This is a genomic window from Limnospira platensis NIES-39, from assembly GCF_026000695.1.
In the GTDB taxonomy this organism is placed as follows: Bacteria; Cyanobacteriota; Cyanobacteriia; order Cyanobacteriales; family Microcoleaceae; genus Limnospira; species Limnospira platensis.
In genome coordinates this window covers 1,080,958-1,100,061 of record NZ_AP026945.1, presented here as the reverse complement: position 1 = coordinate 1,100,061, position 19,104 = coordinate 1,080,958, and the positions used below count along the sequence as shown (strand labels likewise).

The window sequence follows — 19,104 nt, the reverse complement described above, 5'->3', positions numbered from 1 at the left end:
AACCTGTTAATTTTCAGGCACAAATCAATAAGCCAGTTCTACCAACTTGAGACTGAGATTCCACATTTTCTCGGCTCTTTCCTCGTCTCTAGCTTGGGGCGAGACCCGTTGCACAAAAGACTGGCGGCCTTTTTTCTGGCGATTTCCCCAACTCCAGTAAGCACCAGACTGGCGATATTCCTCATCAAGGACCACAGCAGCCACTCGTTCTCCAGCCAATTCCTGGGACACATAGCCCTTGGTAATGTATTTCTGGAATATAGGAAATATTTTCTGGAACAGGGGATAGTGATTGCGGAACAGGGGCGTATCCGCGACGCAACCAGGGTAAAGAGAGGTGAAAGTTATCCCAGTTTCCTCGTGATAGCGTCGGTGCAATTCCCGCATAGTTAGGACATTGCAGACCTTACTATCTTTATAGGCTTTGACGGGTTCAAATTTTTTGCCATCAATCATAGAAACCGGCTCTCGGAAGCCCTTAGCAAACCCTTCCAGGTCTCCCAAATCGGGGCGGGGTGGAATTTTGCCACCGAGTTCGTCGGGGTTATGGGTAACCGTTCCCAAAATCACCATACGCTTATCCTCAGCCAGAGAGCGTTTCATATCCTCCATCATCACATTACAGAGAAGGAAATGCCCTAGGTGATTGGTAGTCATGGTCAACTCATAGCCTTCTGGACTACGAAGGGGTTCTTTTATTAGGGGCATATAGATAGCCGCATTACAGACTAACCCCTCTAAGGTTCTACCTGTAGCCCGGAATGAGTTGATAAACCGTCGGACACTCTCAAGGGAACCGAGGTCAATATGAAGCATAGTGCGGCTGTCTTCGGGAATCCCTAATTCTTGGGCGGCGGCTTCTGCCTTTTCCAAGTTACGACAAGCCATGATGACATGAGCGCCCCTATCGGCGAGGGCTTTAGCGGCGTATAAACCAACCCCCGAAGAGGCACCCGTGACTATAACCGTTGATTTTTGATCCTGTACCATTTTTAGTTAAAACTCCGTTGATCACCGTCAGTTTTCTAAGTAATTATTCCGACGGAGACCCTGGCTGTTATTGATTGAGTGAGGTATCCTTAATCCCAGTATTATATTGCTAATCCTGTGGCGATCGCAACCAGTTTAGGGGATATTCTCAAAACCTGCCAAAAAAGCTGATGGTCAGCTATGATCAAGAATATTAGACCATCGGCAGGTGATGCCACCGTGCATCAAGGCGGAATCTTGTCTGTCTAGCCAAGCCTAGGCCCTACTGCCAATATTAATTCTGTCCTTTGACCGTAAAATTATGAGCAGTGTCCCCAATCAAGACCAAAAACCCAAAAATTCACCATCATCACCATCTCACAACGAGGAGAATGCTTGGGTTGAAGGCATTAAAACCATTGGACTAAGTATAATTTTGGCTTTGGGTATCCGAACTTTTGTCGCAGAAGCTCGTTATATTCCCTCTGGGTCAATGCTTCCCACCCTGGAAATCAACGATCGCCTGATTATTGATAAGTTAAGCTACCGTTTCACCGAACCCCAACGGGGAGATGTGGTAGTTTTCAATCCCACCGAGGAACTGAGCCTACAATACAACGATGCTTTCATTAAGCGGATTATTGGTTTACCCGGCGAAACATTAGAGGTCCGCGACGGACAAGTTTTTGTCAATGGCGAACCTATTGAGGAGGACTATATTGCCGAAGAACCCCAATATAAATGGGGACCGGAAACTATACCCGAAGGCGAGTTTTTGGTTCTGGGGGATAACCGTAACAATAGCTTTGATAGTCACTATTGGGGATTTGTCCCCCGAGAGAATATCATCGGTCGGGCGGTGGTCCGGTTCTGGCCCTTAGACCGTCTGGGAGGGGTCGATCGCAGTTTTTAACCGACTTTTTGGGCTGTCAACTGAGCCAGGTTTTCATGACTTTTCCGGTCATTTCCTGCCCCCAGCAGGGGGTATTAGCTGATCGCGATTTGATGGTGGTGTGATCAACCCTCCAAGACTGTGCGGGGTCAAAGAGGGTTAATTCGGCGGCTCGGTTGACGGTAACATTTGGGGGAGAAATAGCCAAGCATTGGGCGGGTTGGGTGCTTAAAACTCGCCAGAGTTGCAGGGGCGACCATTGAATATTAAAAACGGTGTCTGGCTGTTGGACAAAGGTTTTCCACAGTAGAGACAAGGCTAATTCTAAGCCGATCGCCCCTGGGGGTGCATCAGCAAAAGCAACGGTTTTTTCTTCGTAGGTGTAGGGGGTGTGGTCAACGGCGATCGCATCAATAGTCCCGTCTACAATAGCTTGAATTAAGGCTTGGCGATCGTCTGGATTACCCAGAGGCGGGTCAACATTGAGATTCGGATCGTAGGGAGTAGGCGCAAAGCCTAAACCACAGTCCGAAACCCGCCCGGTAATTGCTTCTGTATCAAATAGTAAGTGCATCCAGGTCGTACTAGCGGTAATAGGTAAATGGCGCTGTTTAGCTTCCCGAATTAATTGCACACCCCTAGCCGTAGAAACCCGCATAATATGAACCGGAGTGCCGATCGCCGCCACCAATTCCAGGACAGCGGCAATAGCCACAGTTTCCGCATAATCAGGAATCCCGGTTAAACCGCTATAAATAGAGGCTTCCCCAAATCGCATAACTCCTGAGTCCGCCAGAGTGCGATCGCAACAATACAGAGCCACGTTTTTTTTCAGGGGGTTAACATACTCCAAAACTCGCCGCCACAGATTAAGATTTCGATGAGCATATCCATCCGCAAAACCAATAATCTCAGTAGTGGCTAATTCCGCCAATTCCGTCATCATCTCCCCCGCCGCCCCCTCAGTCAAAGCCCCCCATACATAAAAGCCATGGGGTGCTAAACCTTGCCAATGTTTAATAGTCGAGAGATTATCAGCCGGTGGTAGCATATCCGGTAAAATCCCCAGGCGGGTATAACCTCCCGCCCTAGCAGCCGCCTGTAAAGATGCAATAGTTTCCCGGTCTTCAAAGCCCGGCTCTCCGGTGTGGCCATACATATCCACCAATCCCGGCCCCAAAATCATACCGTGGGAATCAATGATCTGAGTATGTTCTGGGTAATCATAAATCTGAGATTCAATAGCAGTAATATACCCATCAATAATCAGCACATCTGCCACTTGATCTCGTCCGTCCATGGGGTTTAATACCCGCACCTGTTTCAGGAGTTCACTACTCATATTTACCAACCAGTCTTAGAGGGCTCCGGCGGCGGTTTTGTCAAGAATACTACCCGATAAATGGGTGGTAATATTCATAGTTTGTAAAACCGGCTCCCCTTTAGCACCGTGGGGATAGTCAATCACTGTCACCGAACCATTACCCTGTTTAAAATTCCAAAAATGCTCTGGTGATAAGCCCAATAATTGACACAACAGAGCCTTATTGACAGCATCATGAGCAACCACTAATCCAGTCACCGATTGGGAATCATATTTATTAAGGATATTTTCCCATCCTTTGGCTACCCTTTCTCCCACCTGATTTAAATTTTCACCTTCTGGCATCTGTACCGTTTCCGGTGCAGTTTTCCACTGATTTAATAAACCCGGATAATCTTGCTCAATTTCCGATTCAAATTTACCCTCCCATAAACCATGGCTAATCTCTCGGAAATTATCCTCAAATTGTAGTTCTATATCCCGGTGATGTTCCAGGATAATTTCTGCGGTTTCGCGGGGGCGTGCCATGGGGCTAGTGATGGCAAAATCGATTTTAATATCCTGGAGAAAATCGGCAGCTTGGCGAGCTTGTAATCGCCCGTTATCATTGAGGGGAATATCAATCTGACCTTGAAACTGTCCTTTTCGGTTCCATTCAGTTTCTCCGTGGCGCACTAATAATAGTCTGGGTCCACGATGTTCTGGGCGAAGGGAGGGCAGTTTATCCCCCACATGGCTAGTGAGGTTCATCGATTCTAATTGTACCGCTGCGGGTTTGGGTAGTTCTCCGGGGGTGACATCACCAATATTGATAATGCTAATACCGCAGTTAGACTGTTGAATACTTTGATAGAATTGGGGTTGAACTCCTAAAGCGGTGGCAATCAGCGATCGATTGATGCCGTTGTGGGCTACCACTAGGATGGTTTGGTTGGGGTGATGGCTGAGGATGTGTCGCCAAAATTGTTGGGCTTGCTCAAATAACGCTAACACGGGGAAATGTTTATGCCCCGATTCTAATACCATGAAAAATTCATGGGGGCTCTGTTGCCAACATTGATAATCTTGGGGAAAGCGATCGCGTACTTCTTGGCGAGGGAGTCCAGCCCACAGAGGCAGGTCAATTTCCATCAATAGATCTGTCGGTTGCAACGGAGGGGCCGCACCCACTCGGGCTCGAATCAGTTGGGCAGTTTGTTGCGCTCGTTGTAGGGGACTGTGATAAATAGCGTCGAACCTTAAACCCTGGAGGGCTTGGGCAACGCAGGTGGCATCAACGCGGCCCTGGTCGGTGAGAACCGAATCATCCAGGCGGCCCTGAATGCGTTTTTGGGCGTTGTAGGTACTCTGACCGTGACGGACAAGGATTACACGGGTCGTCATCTTCAAATTTTAAGTTCGATGGTTCGCCAGAAGCATTTTAACTTGTTTGGGGCAGTTTCCGGCGACTCCTTTATCATGTAAAGAGATGTTAAGGGTCTGTCCCGCCAAATCCCATCTAGGATTCTGAATTAACGGGACTGTTGAAATGCTGAGGACTTGGGCAAAATTGATTATGAATAATCAGATTACAGGCGATTACCATTGGGGTTTGATGGTTTTGTCTTTGGCAATTGCTGTGATTACCTCTTATATCCCTATGGATTTGGCTATACAAGTCCGTGAGGATCTATGGACGGCGAAACGGTGGAAGTTTTGGCTGTTGGGAGGGGCGATCGCTATGGGGGCTGGTTTCTGGTCCATGGATTTTACGGGTATGGTGGCGCTGGAGTTGCCCCTATCGGTTAGTTATAACCCGTGGATGACTTTGTTGTCTTTGTTGATGGCTATTATGGCCTCTGGGATATTTCTGGGGCTGGTGTCACAACCGGCGGCGGGTCGGTTTATCCTGATTATGATGCCCGTTTGGTGGTGTTTTCTGTGGCGATCGCTATTGATGTAGCTTTGATTTCTCTGTGGCTGGCTTTTCGACTACTCGATGATTCTGTGGTCGCCAAAACTCCACAAAAGGTGATCAGTGCCATGATTATGGGATTGGGTGTCAGTGGAATGCACTATCTAGGAAGGTCGGCGACTAAGTTTGTACCCAGATTAAATCTGCCTATTGATTCTGGTCTGACTGTGAATCCCCATTTGAGTCCCTCTGGGTTGGCGATCGCAGTCGGATTGGGGACGGTGATCTGTCTATTTTTTATTGTGTTAACTAAGTTATGGGATCACAAATTGGTCAATCAATTGGCGCGGGAAAAAGTTTTAAAAGACAGTGAACAGCAGTTTCGGACTTTGATTCAGCAAATGCAGGTGGGAATGTTGCTGCTGAATGCTAAGGCGGAAATTTTGGTTTTTAATCAGGCCGCCTTGGATCTTTTACGGCTCGATATTGAACCAGATAGCCTTCAGGTGTTTGGAGAAGGTTGGCATTTGGTGATGGAGGATGGATCGCCAATTTCCTTGTCAGATTTACCTGTACAAAGGGCGATCGCCACAGGTGAAGCCGTCCATCATCTGGTTCTGGGGTTTGATGACCCGACAACTCAACAGCGACGGTGGTTATTGGTGAATGCCACACTACACGAGCCGGGAGGTGAGGTGATGCGGGTTATATGTACTATTAGTGATATTACTAACCAAAAGCAGGCAGAAGAGGCTCTCAGGCGCAGTCAAGAGAGATTTACTCTGGCGGTGGAGGGTGCTAATGATGGCATTTGGGATTGGGATATTTCTACCGATGAGGTTTATCTGTCCCCCCGAGGCAAAATTATGTTCGGCTGCCAACCGGATTTAGATTGTTTCTCTAATTTGGACTCGGCGCTAAAAATTGTTCATCCAGATGACCGCCTGTGGGTTAAAGAGATGTTAAATAGCTATTTAGCTAAGGAAATTCCCGCTTTTGATGTGGAATATCGCACCGAATTAGATAATGGTGAATGGCGCTGGATTCGCTCTAGGGGGGTGGCTCTTTGGGATGAACATAACCAGCCCTATCGTATGGTGGGATTTCATACTGATATTACCGACCGGAAAATGGCTGAACAGGCTCTGCGGGAAGGGGCGGAACAAGAACGCTCTATTCTGCAAATGGTTCAGCAAATGCGAAAAACTTTGGAACTTGAGCAGATTTTTAGTGCTACGACTGGGGAACTTAGACAGGTTTTAAATTGCGATCGGGTTTTGGTTTATCGCTTCCGGGAAGACTGGAGTGGAGAATTTATGGCTGAGTCCGTGGCTGAAGGTTGGGTGCAACTTACGGCCGGACCTCTACGAGATAGTAAGGCTACCCGCATCGCTATTGAACAGGAAAAATGTGCTTTTCAGGAAATTAATTATCGCCATGTGATTTCGGATACTTATTTGCAACAAAATCAAGGTGGTATTTATGGAAAAGGGGTCAGTTATAGATGTGTGAATGATATTTATGAAATGGGTTTCGATGCTTGTTATCTGGAATTATTAAAACAGTTTCAAGCTAGGGCTTATATTATTACCCCGATTTTTTCGGGCTATCAACTTTGGGGATTATTGGCAGTCTACCAGAATTATCATCCCCGCATTTGGACGACTGCTGAAATTCGCACAGTGACACAAATTGGCTCTCAGTTGGGGGTGGCTGTTCAACAGGCGGAATTGTTGGCAAAAACTCAAGAACAGGCTAGACAACTGCAACAGGCTAAGGAAATTGCCGATGCGGCTAATCGCTCTAAAAGTGAGTTTTTGGCGAATATGAGTCATGAGTTAAGAACTCCTTTAAATGCGATTTTGGGCTTTGCTCAACTGATGTCTACTAACCAGAATCTGGCTCCCGAAAATCGTCAACATATTGAGATTATTAATCGGTCGGGTGAGCATCTTCTCGGTCTGATTAATGATATTTTGGAAATGTCTAGGATTGAGGCGGGACGGGCGACACTTCAGGTGAATGGCTTTGATTTGTATGAGTTTCTTCAGGGTTTGGAAGATTTGTTTAAATTGCGGGCTACTTCTAAAAATTTACATCTGATTTTTGAGCGCCCCAAAGGTTTGATTAGGCATATTAAAGCTGACGAGAAAAAATTGCGTCAGGTGTTGATTAATTTATTGGGAAATGCCATTAAGTTTACTGATGAAGGTAGTGTGACTGTTCGGGTTTCTCACCAAAACCGGGATGCTTCAGATCTATTACAATTTGAAGTGGAAGATACTGGGCTGGGAATTGCTCCCGAAGACTGTGAAGGACTGTTTGAAGCCTTTGCACAAACGGAAACGGGTTTAAATGCTTCCGAGGGTAGCGGTCTGGGGTTGGCAATTGCACAGCAATTTGTCAAACTAATGGGTGATGAAATTACGGTTCGTAGTTGTCTAAATCGGGGTTCGACTTTTTCGTTTACTATTCCAGTGCAAAGGAGTGAGGACAAGCCAAACCAGGCGATCGCATCTATTATGGATAGGGTCATCGGTTTGACTGCTGATCAGCCAGTCTATCGCATTTTGGTGGTTGAAGACCGAGAAAGCAATCGTTTATTGCTGGTGGAACTCCTGAGTGTCCTGGGTTTTTCGGTCCGACCAGCTAACAATGGCTCGGAGGCGATCGCTATTTGGCAAGAGTGGAACCCTGACCTGATTTTTATGGATATGCGAATGCCTGTGGTCAATGGTTATGAGGCTACCCGCCAAATTCGCTCTCAGCCTGGGGGTGGGGAGACCATCATTATTGCACTGACAGCTAGTGCCTTTGAGGAACAAAGACAGGATATTATGAAGGTGGGATGCAATGATTTGTTGCGAAAACCTTTTCAGCGAGGAGAATTGCTCAGTAAATTGAGTCAATATCTGGGTGTGCAATATATTTACAATACACAGCCGGAGATGTCTGTAAATTTGAATTCTTCCCAAGATCATGACCAGACCGAACCATCACAACTTAACTTAGAACAAATCCGAGAAATGCCAGAATATTGGCTCGATCAGGTCTATTCTGCTGCGGCTCAGGGGAGTGATTTACTACTGTTAGACCTGATTGAAGAGATTCCCACTCAATACAGTAATCTGGCTAATACAATCACAGAATGGGTGGGAAGTTTTCAGTTTGATAAGGTCCTGGAATTGGTAGAACAAACCAAGCCGGAAGCACCTAATATCCGACAAATACCGAATTGAGTGAAAATAAGTGGATACACCAAAAGCAGATATCTTAGTAGTTGATGACAAGCCGGAAAATTTACACCTTCTCTCGGAAATTTTGATGATGGAAGGATACAATGTCCGCAAGGCTGTTAATGGTAAAATGGCTTTGATGGCGGTTAAGACAGTGCCGCCGGATTTGATTCTACTGGATATTATGATGCCGGGAATGGATGGATATCAGGTTTGTAAAGAATTAAAAAATAATCAAAACTTGGCTAAGGTTCCGGTAATATTTCTCAGTGCTTTAAATGATGTGTTTGATAAGGTGAAAGCCTTTGGGTCTGGCGGTGTAGACTATATTACAAAGCCTTTTCAAATGGAGGAGGTTCTAGTTCGGGTGGAAAATCACCTGATGCTGAAGGCGGCGGAAAAGAAAATTCTCGAGTTAAATACTGAGTTAGAAGCTAGGGTTAAAGAACGCACTCAACAATTAGAAATGGCTAATGCTAAGTTATTGGAAATGGCTCTGCATGACCCGTTGACACGACTGCCCAACCGGACTTTATTTATGGAGCAGGTATCTGGGGCAATGAACAATTTAAAGGAGGGAAATAGTCAGGGTTTTGCGGTGCTGTTTATGGATTGCGATCGCTTTAAGGTGGTGAATGATTCCTTGGGGCATACGGTGGGAGATGAATTGTTAATTGCTATTGGCGATCGCATTCAAAAAATACTCAAAAATAATGATTTACTCTCCCGTTTGGGCGGAGATGAATTTGCCATTATTGTACATGATGTTAATGAAATTGAACCCGTAAGGAATCTCGCTGATTCTATTCTGGAGGTGATGTCTTGTCCTTTTCAAATCTATAGCCGAGAGATTTTTATTAATATGAGTATCGGTGTGGTTCTCAGTAATACGGACTATCAACAACCAGAGCATTTATTGCGAGATGCAGATACAGCTATGTATCGTGCCAAAGCCCTAGGACGGGGACAATATCATATCTTTGACCCGGCTATGCACAAAGAAGCCCTCGATTTATTGGGGTTAGAAACTGACCTGAGACGGGCACTAGACAATCAAGAATTAATGGCTTATTATCAGCCAATTATTAATCTGGAAACTGGTAAAATTTATAGCATGGAAGCCTTGGTGCGTTGGCAACATCCCCAACGGGGTTTGGTCTCCCCTGGTATGTTTATCCCCTTGGCTGAGGAAATGGGGGTAATTACTACTATTGGAACTTTGATGCTGGTAGAAGCCTGTCATCAACTCAAACATTGGCAAGAACAGAAATTGGTGGATGAATATGTTAGTATTAGCGTAAATCTCTCTGTCAGACAGTTTACCCAAGCCGATCTCATTGCTACCGTTGATGATATCCTGACTGAAAGTGGTTTAAATCCTAAATGCCTGAGATTAGAAATGACCGAAAGTGCGATCGTCGAAAATACACAAACAGCCCGGACTATTTTAACCCAATTTCGCGATCGCCACATCGGTTTAAGTCTCGATGATTTTGGCACAGGCTACTCTTCCCTAAGTTATTTACACGCATTCCCGGTGGACACCATTAAAATTGATAAGTCTTTTGTCAGTCTTTTAGATGGAACTCCTGAAAACCTGGGGCTAATTCCTGCTATCATTGGTATCTCTAAAACTTTAAACATGGTAGCGGTAGCTGAGGGAATAGAAACCCCCGAACAACTTGCACAACTGCGAGAACTCCAATGTAATGGCGGACAAGGATATTTCTTTTCTCGGCCTTTACCTGCTACTCAAATGGCTGAACTTTTGGCCAGCCATCCCCAATGGTAAGTCTCATTGATAAAAATTGACGGTAACAGAAAGTACATGAAATTAAAACAGATAATTTTAAGCATTCTCACTTTTATATCTATACTATATGTAACTTTAAGCCTACTGGGAAGTTGGACTCAGCCCCAAATTCAAAGCCGTCTGGAACTGTATCAGACCAATTTAGTTCTCCAGGCTTCTGAGTGGGAACCACAGACGGAAGACCGGGCGAATTGGCTAACCCTACGAGATAATATCATCGGTAAAGATGCGGTTAATTCTGCGCTCCAACAATACCAAAAGGTGCAGGAGTCTAACTACCAAAATTTACAGCGACTACAACCCAATCAGCCTTCAGAATTTTCGCGGGGAGAATTAGCACAGACCATAGGTGAGTTAGAATTGCGAATTGGCATTATGCAAGCGGTGCTGGGAGACTCCCAAAAGGCGATCGCCACTTGGGAATCCCTCATTTCTAACAATGGTAATTATCCCACCAGTGCCACGGCTCAAGTATTAGTAGGACTCTGGACAGAGCCACCAGATATAGGGGCTGATGACGAAGATATTTTACAGGCAAATTTAGAGGGTTGGTTCCGCTTTCAAGGTTTAGCCCAACTCTACGATTTACAAAACCGTGAAGATGTCTTACAACAACTCAATAATCAACAACAGGAAACCTCAGAAAATGCTGTTTATAAATTAGCCATTGTTTCGGCTATTCCTGGGTTCGGGTTGGTGTCGGGAATTATCCTATCTATCATTTTAGGGGTGCAATGGTTCCTGAAACGTGAACAGGCAATTATCAACCGCAATGCTGATGTAGAATGGTCTGTACCTTGGACAGCGGAAACGATTGTGCAAGTGTTTGTTTTAGGGTTTTTCCTAGTTGGACAGTTGTTAATCCCGCTGATTTTTCAACTCCTGGGTTTAAGAGCGGCGGGAGATGTGAGACTGCAAGCCTTTTATATCCTCCTAACTTATATGATTTTAGTGGGTGGTGGTTTGGGGGTTTTATATCTGTCTATAAAATCATTTTTCCCTCTCCCGGAAGGTTGGTTTAGGTTCAAATTATGGGATAGTTGGTTATTCTGGGGTTTCGGTGGCTATTGCGTAGCTTTACCCTTAGTGATTTTAACTTCCTTAGTCAATCAAAGATTATGGGATGGTCAAGGGGGAAGTAATCCGATATTACCCATAGCTTTGGAAAATCGAGATCCGGTAGCTTTAGGGATATTTTTCTTCACGGCTTCTATAGCAGCACCTTGGTTTGAGGAGGTATTATTTCGGGGGTTTCTGTTACCTTCGTTAACCCGCTATTTTCCGCTGTGGGGTGCAATTATAGCCAGTGGGTTACTGTTTGCTGTGGCTCATTTGAATGTCTCGGAAATTTTGCCTTTATTTGTGTTAGGAATTGTCCTGGGGTTTGTCTATACACGATCGCGCAATCTCTTGGCTCCCATGTTGCTACACAGTTTATGGAATAGCGGCACTTTAATCAGTCTGTATATCTTAGGAAGTGGCGCTAATTAGTCGCTCAGGAAGCCCCAAGATTTAAATATCTGGGGAATCTTCGGAGGAATAATCTTGATGATAGCGTCGCCGCCGTATACCCTTAGAAGCGATCGCCAATAATAAACCGGTGAGCAGGGATAACTCAAAATGAGTGTACCAAGTCGCCACCCCCAAGGACAGCAAAGCGATCGCACCAACCATCAAAACCTGAATTCGCTTAGACATAAAAAATCACAAAGCCAACCATTCAATTATAATGGTCATTCAACTGATAGACCAATCGATAAGTTATCCCTAATATCCAACCATGACCACACAACCCCGCCATTACCATATCACCACTTTCGGATGTCAAATGAACAAAGCCGACTCCGAACGCATGGCAGGCATTTTAGACGAAATGGGGTTAACCTTCGTTGAGGACCCAAACCAAGCTGATATCGTGCTTTACAACACCTGTACCATTCGCGATAACGCGGAACAGAAAGTCTACTCCTACCTGGGGAGACAAGCGAAACGGAAACAGGAAAATCCGAACCTGACCCTAATTGTAGCGGGATGCGTCGCCCAACAGGAAGGAGAAGCGCTGCTGCGTCGGGTTCCTGAACTTGATTTGGTCATGGGACCCCAACACGCCAACCGTCTCCAAGACCTATTAGAACAAGTCTTTGAGGGTTCCCAGGTGGTGGCGACTGAACCGATTAATATTGTGGAAGACATCACCAAACCCCGCCGAGATAGCAATATCACCGCCTGGGTGAATGTGATTTATGGTTGCAATGAACGCTGTACCTATTGCGTAGTTCCCAACGTCCGAGGAACCGAACAGTCCCGCACCCCGGAAGCTATCCGGGCGGAAATGGAAGAATTAGCGAGGGCGGGTTATAAAGAAGTTACACTGCTGGGACAAAATATTGATGCCTATGGCCGCGACCTCCCCGGTTCTACGCCAGACGGTCGCCACCAACACACTTTGACAGACCTGCTCTATTATGTGCATGACATACCGGGTATTGAGCGTATCCGTTTCGCTACGAGTCATCCTCGCTATTTTACAGAAAGATTAATTCGCGCCTGTGCGGAACTTCCGAAGGTGTGCGAACATTTCCATATCCCGTTTCAGTCGGGAGATAATGATGTGCTAAGGGCGATGGCGCGGGGATACACCCATGAAAAATATCGTCGGATTATTAATACTATTCGCGAGTATATTCCCGATGCGTCAATTAGTGCTGATGCGATCGTGGGGTTTCCGGGAGAAACAGAGGCGCAGTTTGAGAATACCCTAAAACTGGTTGATGATATTGCTTTTGACCTGTTGAACACGGCGGCTTATTCCCCCCGTCCGGGAACTGGGGCGGCGTTGTGGGAAAATCAGCTTTCGGAGGAGGTGAAGGCCGATCGCCTACAACGGTTAAATCGACTGGTGAATGTGAAGGCTATGGAGAGATCGGAAAGATACCGCGATCGCATTGAGGAGGTATTAGTGGAAGGCACAAACCCCAAAGACCCCAGCCAGGTGATGGGACGTACCCGTGGTAATCGTCTGACGTTTTTTAAAGGGAATTTGGCGGAACTCTCAGGTGAACTGGTGAAAGTGAAGATTATAGAGGTGCGGGCATTTAGCCTCACCGGAGAACCTATTGAGTTATATGTGACCCTATGAATACTAAAATTTTGAAAACAATCGGTTTTGTCTCTCTGCTGGGGATGGTTTGGGTAAGTGCGATCGCCTGCCAGAAAAACCCTCAAGCCCAAAGTAATGCGGTTCAGGTGGCCCCAGCCGGTCCTGTACCTACAGTAATTCAAAATCCCCCTTCTCTGGCGCAACCGGGTCAGGGGGGTATGAATTTACCGAAACCCAGAGATAATGGTGATTATACCCGGTCAACTCATACCACCTGGGAAGTGACAGACAGAGACCCCAACGGTTTAAACTGTCGCATGGCTGATAATCTCAGCAGCTATGATCAACTTCTGGCTAACCAGGGTCAGGTGACTATGAATATCAAAAACTGGCCAGTAGTGGGGACTATCAAACAAGGACAGGATTTTGAGATTAATCTGGGTCCGGCAGGATTTGGTATTGTTTATGATAACGAAAACCAACCCTGGATGTATGTTGAACGTACTGATGAACAAGGGGCGGCGAGTAATTGTTTTGTGCGGGCTAACCATCGCTTTGTACAACCGATCGCCACTCAGAATGTCTTGTGATTAAGACGTAGCAACACCCCCCCGGAGATTGGTGCTAATTTTCAAAGAGTTTCATGACATCGGCGATCGCCATGCGAGAATAAGCCCCCAAGGTGAGAGGGGAGGTGTGATCATGTTCAAGGTGATCCGCCGCCGCACAGGCGATCATCGCCGCATTATCAGTGCAGAATTTCATCGGAGGGAACAAAACCCTTAAATGGTTTTCCGTAGCTGCTTCCTGTAACAAATGACGGAGGCGACTGTTAGCAGCTACTCCCCCCCCAACGGTAATAGTATCCAATTGGTAATTGAGGGCGCAGGCGATCGCTCGTTTGGTTAACCCCCTGGCAACTGTGTCCTGAAAGCTGGCTGCGAGGTCTGCCACGGGCAGTTCTCCCCCTTTTTGGTTTAATTTATCCACCAAACGTAAGACAGCCGTTTTCAGGCCGCTAAAGCTGGAATCATAGGGATGATAGCCGCCCCCAGGTAGGGAAATGCGACCCTCTGGGAGAGGGAAGGCTTGGGGGTTGCCACTGGCTGCAAGGCGATCGATAACTGGGCCCCCTGGATAACCGAGGTTAAGTAAACGAGCCACCTTATCAAAGGCTTCTCCCGCCGCATCATCGCGGGTTTGACCCAAGGTTTCATACTGACCACAACCGATGACCCGAATTAAACTGGTGTGGCCCCCAGAAACTAATAAACACAGAAAGGGTGGTTTTAAATCGGGTTCACTGAGATAGGAGGCGTAGATGTGACCTTCTAGGTGATGGATTCCTAAAAATGGCTTCTGGTGAACCATGGCTAAACTTTTGGCTGCTGTGATTCCCACTAATAGCGCTCCTACTAACCCCGGAGCGCAGGTAGTAGCGATCGCATCAATATCAGTCCAGTCCAGATCAGCTTCCATGAGTGCTTGAGTAATTAGGGGGTTGACCATTTCCAAATGTTGCCGCGAAGCCACCTCCGGCACTACCCCCCCATAGGGGCGATGGATAGGGATTTGAGAGGCCACCACATTACTGTAAACTTCACGATTCTTTACAATTGCTACCCCAGTTTCGTCACAACTTGTTTCAATTGCTAAAACTGTTGCCATTGGCTGATAAATTTAATCAAATGATTGAGTTACATCTAGTAGCTTATCCCCACAACGAGATTAAATGGGTGTCAAGAGTCTAAATTCAAAGTAAGATGGCTCCTAAGTCCTTAATCCGTTGGGATTGTACAAAAAACTTATTGTTTTGTAACAAAAGGAAACAAATCTATGCGACGATTGTTGGCTCTAGTTCTCGCTCTCGGTCTTTGGTTCGGTGGTAGCGCAGCAGCCGAGGCTTATAACCTGACTCCCTGCTCTGATTCGGCCGCATTTCAGCAACGGGCCCAAACTTCTATCGCCCGCAGTGCTAACCCAGACCAAGCCAAAGCTCGGTTCGAGCGCTATTCCCAAGAACTCTGTGGCGAAGATGGCCTACCTCACCTGATTGTAGATGGTAGCCTGTCCCACGCTGGCGATTTCTTAATCCCCAGTGTTCTATTCTTGTATATCGCCGGATGGATTGGTTGGGTAGGTCGTTCTTACCTCCAGTATGCTGGTAAAGATAAAAAAGCCACCGAAAAGGAAATCATTATCGATGTTCCCAAAGCTGTGCAATTGATGCTGGGTGGATTTCTCTGGCCTCTGGCTGCTCTCAAAGAAATGACCACCGGGGAAATGTTTGCTAAAGATAATGAAATCACCGTTTCTCCTCGCTAAGAGATGCGCGGTTGTGGCCTAAGCCTTTCACGGGTTAGGTTACGGGTTAGGTTAAGGGACTTTTTCCCAAATTGTATCGAATGTTTGGCATATCAATTAGGAGGCTCAATTCATGCAGAACTTTTTGAAATATTTGTCTACCGTCCCGGTTTTGGCAGCGGTTTGGCTGTTAATTACTGCTGGTATTCTGATCGAATTTAATCGGTTTTTCCCCGACCTTCTGTTTCATCCCCTCTAGGGACTAAAACCCGAAAAATGGGCAGGTCGCCCTAAGTGGCGATCGCATAATTAACAAGAGATTAATATTTATAGGGGTGATGATAAATTGCCCCTATGATCTTGTCCAAGGATACCTGCCCCCTAGGGGGATTATTGACCCTAATAAAAATCACTTATTTTTCTAATTCCGTATCGATGAAATCCTATACTGCTGCCGCGATCCAAATGACCAGTCTGCCTGATTTGCAGAAAAATTTGGCAGAATCTCGCGATTTAATTGAACTAGCTATTCGTCAAGGCGCTGAATTAATTGGCTTACCCGAAAACTTCTCGTTTATGGGTGAAGAAGAAGATAAACTTATCCAGGGTTCAGAAATTGCCGAAGCCACCGAAAAATTCCTGAAAACTACAGCCCAACGTTTTCAGGTAACCCTTTTGGGTGGAGGGTTTCCCGTTCCCAAAGGAGAAGGTAAAGTCTGCAATACCGCCTTGTTAGTAGACCCCAATGGTCAAGAGTTGGCACGATATGAAAAAGTGCATCTTTTTGATGTAAATGTGCCTGATGGAAACACTTACTGTGAGTCGGCAACAGTGAAAGCTGGGACAGATTTCCCACCTGTTTACAATTCCCCAGAATTAGGTCAGTTGGGTTTATCTGTCTGTTATGACGTGCGGTTTCCAGAATTGTATCGGCATTTATCTAAACGGGGAGCCGAGGTGTTATTTGTTCCCGCCGCCTTTACCGCCTATACCGGGAAAGATCACTGGGAAGTTTTGCTAAAAGCTAGGGCGATCGAAAATACTTGTTATGTAATTGCTCCCGCCCAAACTGGCTGTCACTATGGCCGCCGCCACACCCACGGTCACGCCATGATTATTGATCCTTGGGGAATGATACTAGTTGATGGGGGTGATCAGCCAGGAGTCGCCTTAGCTGATATTGAACCCACCCGCCTCGAGCAAGTGCGTCGCCAAATGCCATCTCTGAAACATCGGGTATTTTAGAAAATCAGCCACTGATAACGTGCGTCAGTCCTATCGGCGAGTTCTGACGCACCCAAGAAAAATCGGTAATTGGGGAATAATTTGAGAGTTGTAACCCATGTATAACTAATACAAAAGTTGATGTGATCCCACTTTTCGCTACAGTAGACAGGAACGAGTTTTAACAAAATGGATGGTTCTATCACTTTTCGGGATAATCTCCCCATTTTCCATGTTTTCATCTTTAGGAGTTGATCCCGTGCCACTGTTGGCAAACACCATCGAGGGAATTAGCGAAGCTCCCGAAGCTGATGGGAATATAGTGTTATTGGCGGTGCTACTGAGCCTAGTTGCCATTTATACAGCCAGCAAAGTTGGCGGCGAGTTCTTCAACTGGTTAGGATTTCCCCCAGTTTTAGGAGAATTAGTCGGCGGGGTAGTCATTGGTATTTCAGCTCTGCACTTAGTCGTATTTCCTGAAGGTGGTGTCGGCGCTTCTGACTCGGTGATCATGCAAATACTGTCATCGACAGCAGGGTTAGATATAAGTGCAGCTGGAGCCACCTTTGAGGCTCAAAGTGAGGTGATCTCCGTTCTCGCTGAAATTGGGGTGATCGTCCTACTATTTGAAATTGGCTTAGAATCCAATATTCGTGAACTGCTGGAAGTAGGGGTTCAATCCCTAGTGGTGGCAATTGTGGGGGTCGTGGCTCCATTTTTCGCCGGAACCATTGGCTTAATTCTCCTGTTTAATGTTCCCCCTGTGGCTGCAATTTTCGCCGGTGCTGCTTTGACTGCTACCAGTATCGGGATTACTTCCCGTGTGTTAGCTGAAATTGGCCGTTTGTCTTCTAAGGAAGGTCAAATTATTCTCGGCGCGGCGGTCATGGATGACATCTTGGGAATTATTGTCCTCGCAGTGGTCGCTAGTTTAGCCAAAACCGGAGAGATCGATGTTACTAACATTATCTTCCTGATTATCAGTGCCACTGTGTTTCTGGTGGGTGCAATCTTACTGGGAAGGTTCTTTAATGATACTTTTGTGACTCTGGCTAAACAGTTTAAAACCCGTGGTCGGATTGTGATTCCGGCTTTTATTCTGGCGCTGTTGCTGTCTTATATCGCTGCTGCTATTGGTTTAGAGGCGATTTTGGGGGCTTTTGCTGCGGGGTTAGTCTTGGATGAAACTGAACCAGGAAAGGAACTCGAAGAACTTACTAGACCGATTTCTGATGTGTTGGTACCGATATTTTTTGTCACGGTTGGGGCGAAAACTAATTTAGAGGTTCTTAATCCTGCTGTTCCTGACAACCGCCAGGGATTGGTGATTGCTTCTTTTCTGATTGTTGTGGCAATTTTCGGAAAAGTTATCTCTGGGTTTAGCGTGTTTGGTGTGGAGAATATCAACCGATTGGCGATCGGGGTCGGTATGATTCCCCGGGGCGAGGTGGGTTTGGTATTTGCGGCGGTAGGTTCTGACAGTGGGGCTTTGTCGCCTTCTCTGGATGTGGCAATTATCTTGATGGTGATTCTGACTACTTTTGTGGCTCCGCCTTTGTTGCGGGTGGTCTTCCGTGATGATGAACCGACGGCTACGGAACCGGAAACTACTGCTTGAACGGTCAATCCTTAAAAGATTGTGAATTGATTTTGATGGCTCGGTTCAATAAAACCGGGCTTTTTTTCTTTTCTACTGAGGCTGTTGTCGGATACAATTACTTACGCAGTACGAATATGGTTCGGCTTGAGTTATATAATTGGCCATCCATACCTGGGAAAAAATCATGAAACATACCCTTTCTGTTTTAGTTGAAGATGAGGCGGGTGTTCTGACGCGCATTGCTGGCTTGTTTGCTCGTCGTGGATTTAACATTGAAAGCCTGGCTGTTGGACCTGCTGAAAAATCTGGGGTTTCCCGAATTACTATGGTGGTCCCTGGGGACGATCGCGTTATTGAGCAGTTGACTAAGCAACTCTACAAGCTGATTAATGTTCTCAAGGTACTTGATATTACTGAGGTTCCCTGTGTTGAACGGGAGTTGATGTTATTGAAGGTTAACTCCCCTAACAGTGCTATTCGTTCCGAGATTATTGAGTTGGCTCAGATTTTTCGCGCGCGGGTGGTTGATATTGGGGATGACTCCCTGACTATTGAGGTGGTCGGAGACCCTGGTAAAATGGTGGCGATCGTTCAGGTATTGAGTAAATTTGGCATCCGCGAAATTTCTCGGACTGGTAAAATCGCTCTCACGCGGGAGTCTGGCGTTAATACCGAATTCCTCAAGAGTCAACCCGCTGAACCTAAGTTTTAACTTAGACCAAAACCCCCACCCCTGGCGACTTTTGCG

The 19,104-nt window shown here is 46.2% G+C and carries 17 protein-coding genes; 12 read left to right on the top strand and 5 right to left on the bottom strand.

The window, feature by feature from the left end; translation table 11 throughout:
• Window positions 1-24: 24 nt before the first annotated feature.
• The gene (locus N39L_RS05645) at window positions 25-990 is read right to left on the bottom strand and encodes a protochlorophyllide reductase (protein ID WP_006619211.1); all 966 of its coding nucleotides are present in this window, start codon (window positions 988-990) and stop codon (window positions 25-27) included.
• A 301-nt stretch (window positions 991-1,291) separates the two neighbouring features.
• Between N39L_RS05645 and lepB the strand changes: the two genes are divergently transcribed.
• Window positions 1,292-1,882: a signal peptidase I gene (gene lepB, locus N39L_RS05640; protein WP_006619212.1), complete on the top strand. Its 591-nt coding sequence runs from the start codon at window positions 1,292-1,294 to the stop codon at window positions 1,880-1,882.
• Window positions 1,883-1,898: 16 nt separating this feature from the next.
• Here lepB and N39L_RS05635 read toward each other — a convergent pair whose 3' ends face one another.
• Entirely contained in the window at window positions 1,899-3,203 is a 1,305-nt protein-coding gene (locus N39L_RS05635; RefSeq protein ID WP_006619213.1) for a dihydroorotase, read from the bottom strand.
• 15 nt (window positions 3,204-3,218) lie between these two features.
• On the bottom strand, window positions 3,219-4,568 hold the full coding sequence (locus N39L_RS05630) for a histidine phosphatase family protein (RefSeq protein ID WP_006619214.1): 1,350 nt from the start codon (window positions 4,566-4,568) through the stop codon (window positions 3,219-3,221).
• Between the two features lie 172 nt (window positions 4,569-4,740).
• Between N39L_RS05630 and N39L_RS05625 the strand changes: the two genes are divergently transcribed.
• The 4 genes from N39L_RS05625 to N39L_RS05610 all read left to right on the top strand — a co-directional run bounded on the left by N39L_RS05625 (window position 4,741) and on the right by N39L_RS05610 (window position 11,619).
• On the top strand, window positions 4,741-5,127 hold the full coding sequence (locus N39L_RS05625; RefSeq protein WP_006619215.1) for an MHYT domain-containing protein: 387 nt from the start codon (window positions 4,741-4,743) through the stop codon (window positions 5,125-5,127).
• 80 nt (window positions 5,128-5,207) lie between these two features.
• Entirely contained in the window at window positions 5,208-8,318 is a 3,111-nt protein-coding gene (locus N39L_RS05620) for an ATP-binding protein (RefSeq protein ID WP_434221623.1), read from the top strand.
• Window positions 8,319-8,328: 10 nt separating this feature from the next.
• Window positions 8,329-10,107, top strand: a complete 1,779-nt coding sequence (locus N39L_RS05615; protein ID WP_014274553.1) for a two-component system response regulator — start codon at window positions 8,329-8,331, stop codon at window positions 10,105-10,107.
• 36 nt (window positions 10,108-10,143) lie between these two features.
• Window positions 10,144-11,619, top strand: a complete 1,476-nt coding sequence (locus N39L_RS05610) for a CPBP family intramembrane glutamic endopeptidase (protein ID WP_014274552.1) — start codon at window positions 10,144-10,146, stop codon at window positions 11,617-11,619.
• A 21-nt stretch (window positions 11,620-11,640) separates the two neighbouring features.
• Here the strand turns inward: N39L_RS05610 and N39L_RS05605 are convergent, their stop codons facing one another.
• Window positions 11,641-11,826, bottom strand: a complete 186-nt coding sequence (locus N39L_RS05605) for a hypothetical protein (protein WP_043468054.1) — start codon at window positions 11,824-11,826, stop codon at window positions 11,641-11,643.
• 82 nt (window positions 11,827-11,908) lie between these two features.
• Between N39L_RS05605 and miaB the strand changes: the two genes are divergently transcribed.
• Complete coding sequence (gene miaB, locus N39L_RS05600) at window positions 11,909-13,267, top strand: tRNA (N6-isopentenyl adenosine(37)-C2)-methylthiotransferase MiaB (protein WP_014274550.1); 1,359 nt, start codon at window positions 11,909-11,911, stop codon at window positions 13,265-13,267.
• Window positions 13,264-13,818 carry a hypothetical protein gene (locus N39L_RS05595; RefSeq protein WP_014274549.1) on the top strand — a complete coding sequence of 185 codons (555 nt, stop codon included), beginning with the start codon at window positions 13,264-13,266 and terminating at the stop codon, window positions 13,816-13,818. Before miaB ends, N39L_RS05595 begins: the two co-directional genes overlap by 4 nt.
• A gap of 34 nt (window positions 13,819-13,852) precedes the next feature.
• Here N39L_RS05595 and tsaD read toward each other — a convergent pair whose 3' ends face one another.
• Window positions 13,853-14,896 (bottom strand): tRNA (adenosine(37)-N6)-threonylcarbamoyltransferase complex transferase subunit TsaD, encoded by a 1,044-nt coding sequence (gene tsaD, locus N39L_RS05590; protein ID WP_014274548.1) that lies wholly within the window; start codon window positions 14,894-14,896, stop codon window positions 13,853-13,855.
• Window positions 14,897-15,064: 168 nt separating this feature from the next.
• On the opposite strand from tsaD, the gene N39L_RS05585 reads away from it, so the two are divergent.
• From N39L_RS05585 to ilvN, 5 genes are all read left to right on the top strand, one after another.
• Entirely contained in the window at window positions 15,065-15,553 is a 489-nt protein-coding gene (locus N39L_RS05585) for a photosystem I reaction center subunit III, plastocyanin docking protein (protein WP_014274547.1), read from the top strand.
• Window positions 15,554-15,665: 112 nt separating this feature from the next.
• Entirely contained in the window at window positions 15,666-15,791 is a 126-nt protein-coding gene (psaJ, locus tag N39L_RS05580; RefSeq protein WP_014274546.1) for a photosystem I reaction center subunit IX, read from the top strand.
• Between the two features lie 176 nt (window positions 15,792-15,967).
• A complete protein-coding gene (locus N39L_RS05575) occupies window positions 15,968-16,777 on the top strand; it encodes a carbon-nitrogen hydrolase family protein (RefSeq protein ID WP_014274545.1) in 810 nt (269 codons plus the stop codon).
• Window positions 16,778-16,988: 211 nt separating this feature from the next.
• A complete protein-coding gene (locus N39L_RS05570) occupies window positions 16,989-18,374 on the top strand; it encodes a cation:proton antiporter (RefSeq protein ID WP_043468050.1) in 1,386 nt (461 codons plus the stop codon).
• A gap of 166 nt (window positions 18,375-18,540) precedes the next feature.
• Window positions 18,541-19,068, top strand: coding sequence for an acetolactate synthase small subunit (gene ilvN, locus N39L_RS05565; RefSeq protein WP_006618438.1), 528 nt, complete (start codon window positions 18,541-18,543; stop codon window positions 19,066-19,068).
• Window positions 19,069-19,104: the final 36 nt, after the last annotated feature.

Coding starts and splice junctions, on each gene's coding strand:
- N39L_RS05620 (WP_434221623.1), top strand. CDS start 5,208: ATGATTATGGGATTGGGTGTCAGTGGAATGCACTATCTAGGAAGGTCG.
- N39L_RS05605 (WP_043468054.1), bottom strand. CDS start 11,826: ATGTCTAAGCGAATTCAGGTTTTGATGGTTGGTGCGATCGCTTTGCTG.
- N39L_RS05585 (WP_014274547.1), top strand. CDS start 15,065: ATGCGACGATTGTTGGCTCTAGTTCTCGCTCTCGGTCTTTGGTTCGGT.
- N39L_RS05570 (WP_043468050.1), top strand. CDS start 16,989: ATGTTTTCATCTTTAGGAGTTGATCCCGTGCCACTGTTGGCAAACACC.
- N39L_RS05630 (WP_006619214.1), bottom strand. CDS start 4,568: ATGACGACCCGTGTAATCCTTGTCCGTCACGGTCAGAGTACCTACAAC.
- N39L_RS05645 (WP_006619211.1), bottom strand. CDS start 990: ATGGTACAGGATCAAAAATCAACGGTTATAGTCACGGGTGCCTCTTCG.
- miaB (WP_014274550.1), top strand. CDS start 11,909: ATGACCACACAACCCCGCCATTACCATATCACCACTTTCGGATGTCAA.
- N39L_RS05610 (WP_014274552.1), top strand. CDS start 10,144: ATGAAATTAAAACAGATAATTTTAAGCATTCTCACTTTTATATCTATA.
- ilvN (WP_006618438.1), top strand. CDS start 18,541: ATGAAACATACCCTTTCTGTTTTAGTTGAAGATGAGGCGGGTGTTCTG.
- N39L_RS05635 (WP_006619213.1), bottom strand. CDS start 3,203: ATGAGTAGTGAACTCCTGAAACAGGTGCGGGTATTAAACCCCATGGAC.
- N39L_RS05625 (WP_006619215.1), top strand. CDS start 4,741: ATGAATAATCAGATTACAGGCGATTACCATTGGGGTTTGATGGTTTTG.
- tsaD (WP_014274548.1), bottom strand. CDS start 14,896: ATGGCAACAGTTTTAGCAATTGAAACAAGTTGTGACGAAACTGGGGTA.
- lepB (WP_006619212.1), top strand. CDS start 1,292: ATGAGCAGTGTCCCCAATCAAGACCAAAAACCCAAAAATTCACCATCA.
- N39L_RS05595 (WP_014274549.1), top strand. CDS start 13,264: ATGAATACTAAAATTTTGAAAACAATCGGTTTTGTCTCTCTGCTGGGG.
- N39L_RS05575 (WP_014274545.1), top strand. CDS start 15,968: ATGAAATCCTATACTGCTGCCGCGATCCAAATGACCAGTCTGCCTGAT.
- psaJ (WP_014274546.1), top strand. CDS start 15,666: ATGCAGAACTTTTTGAAATATTTGTCTACCGTCCCGGTTTTGGCAGCG.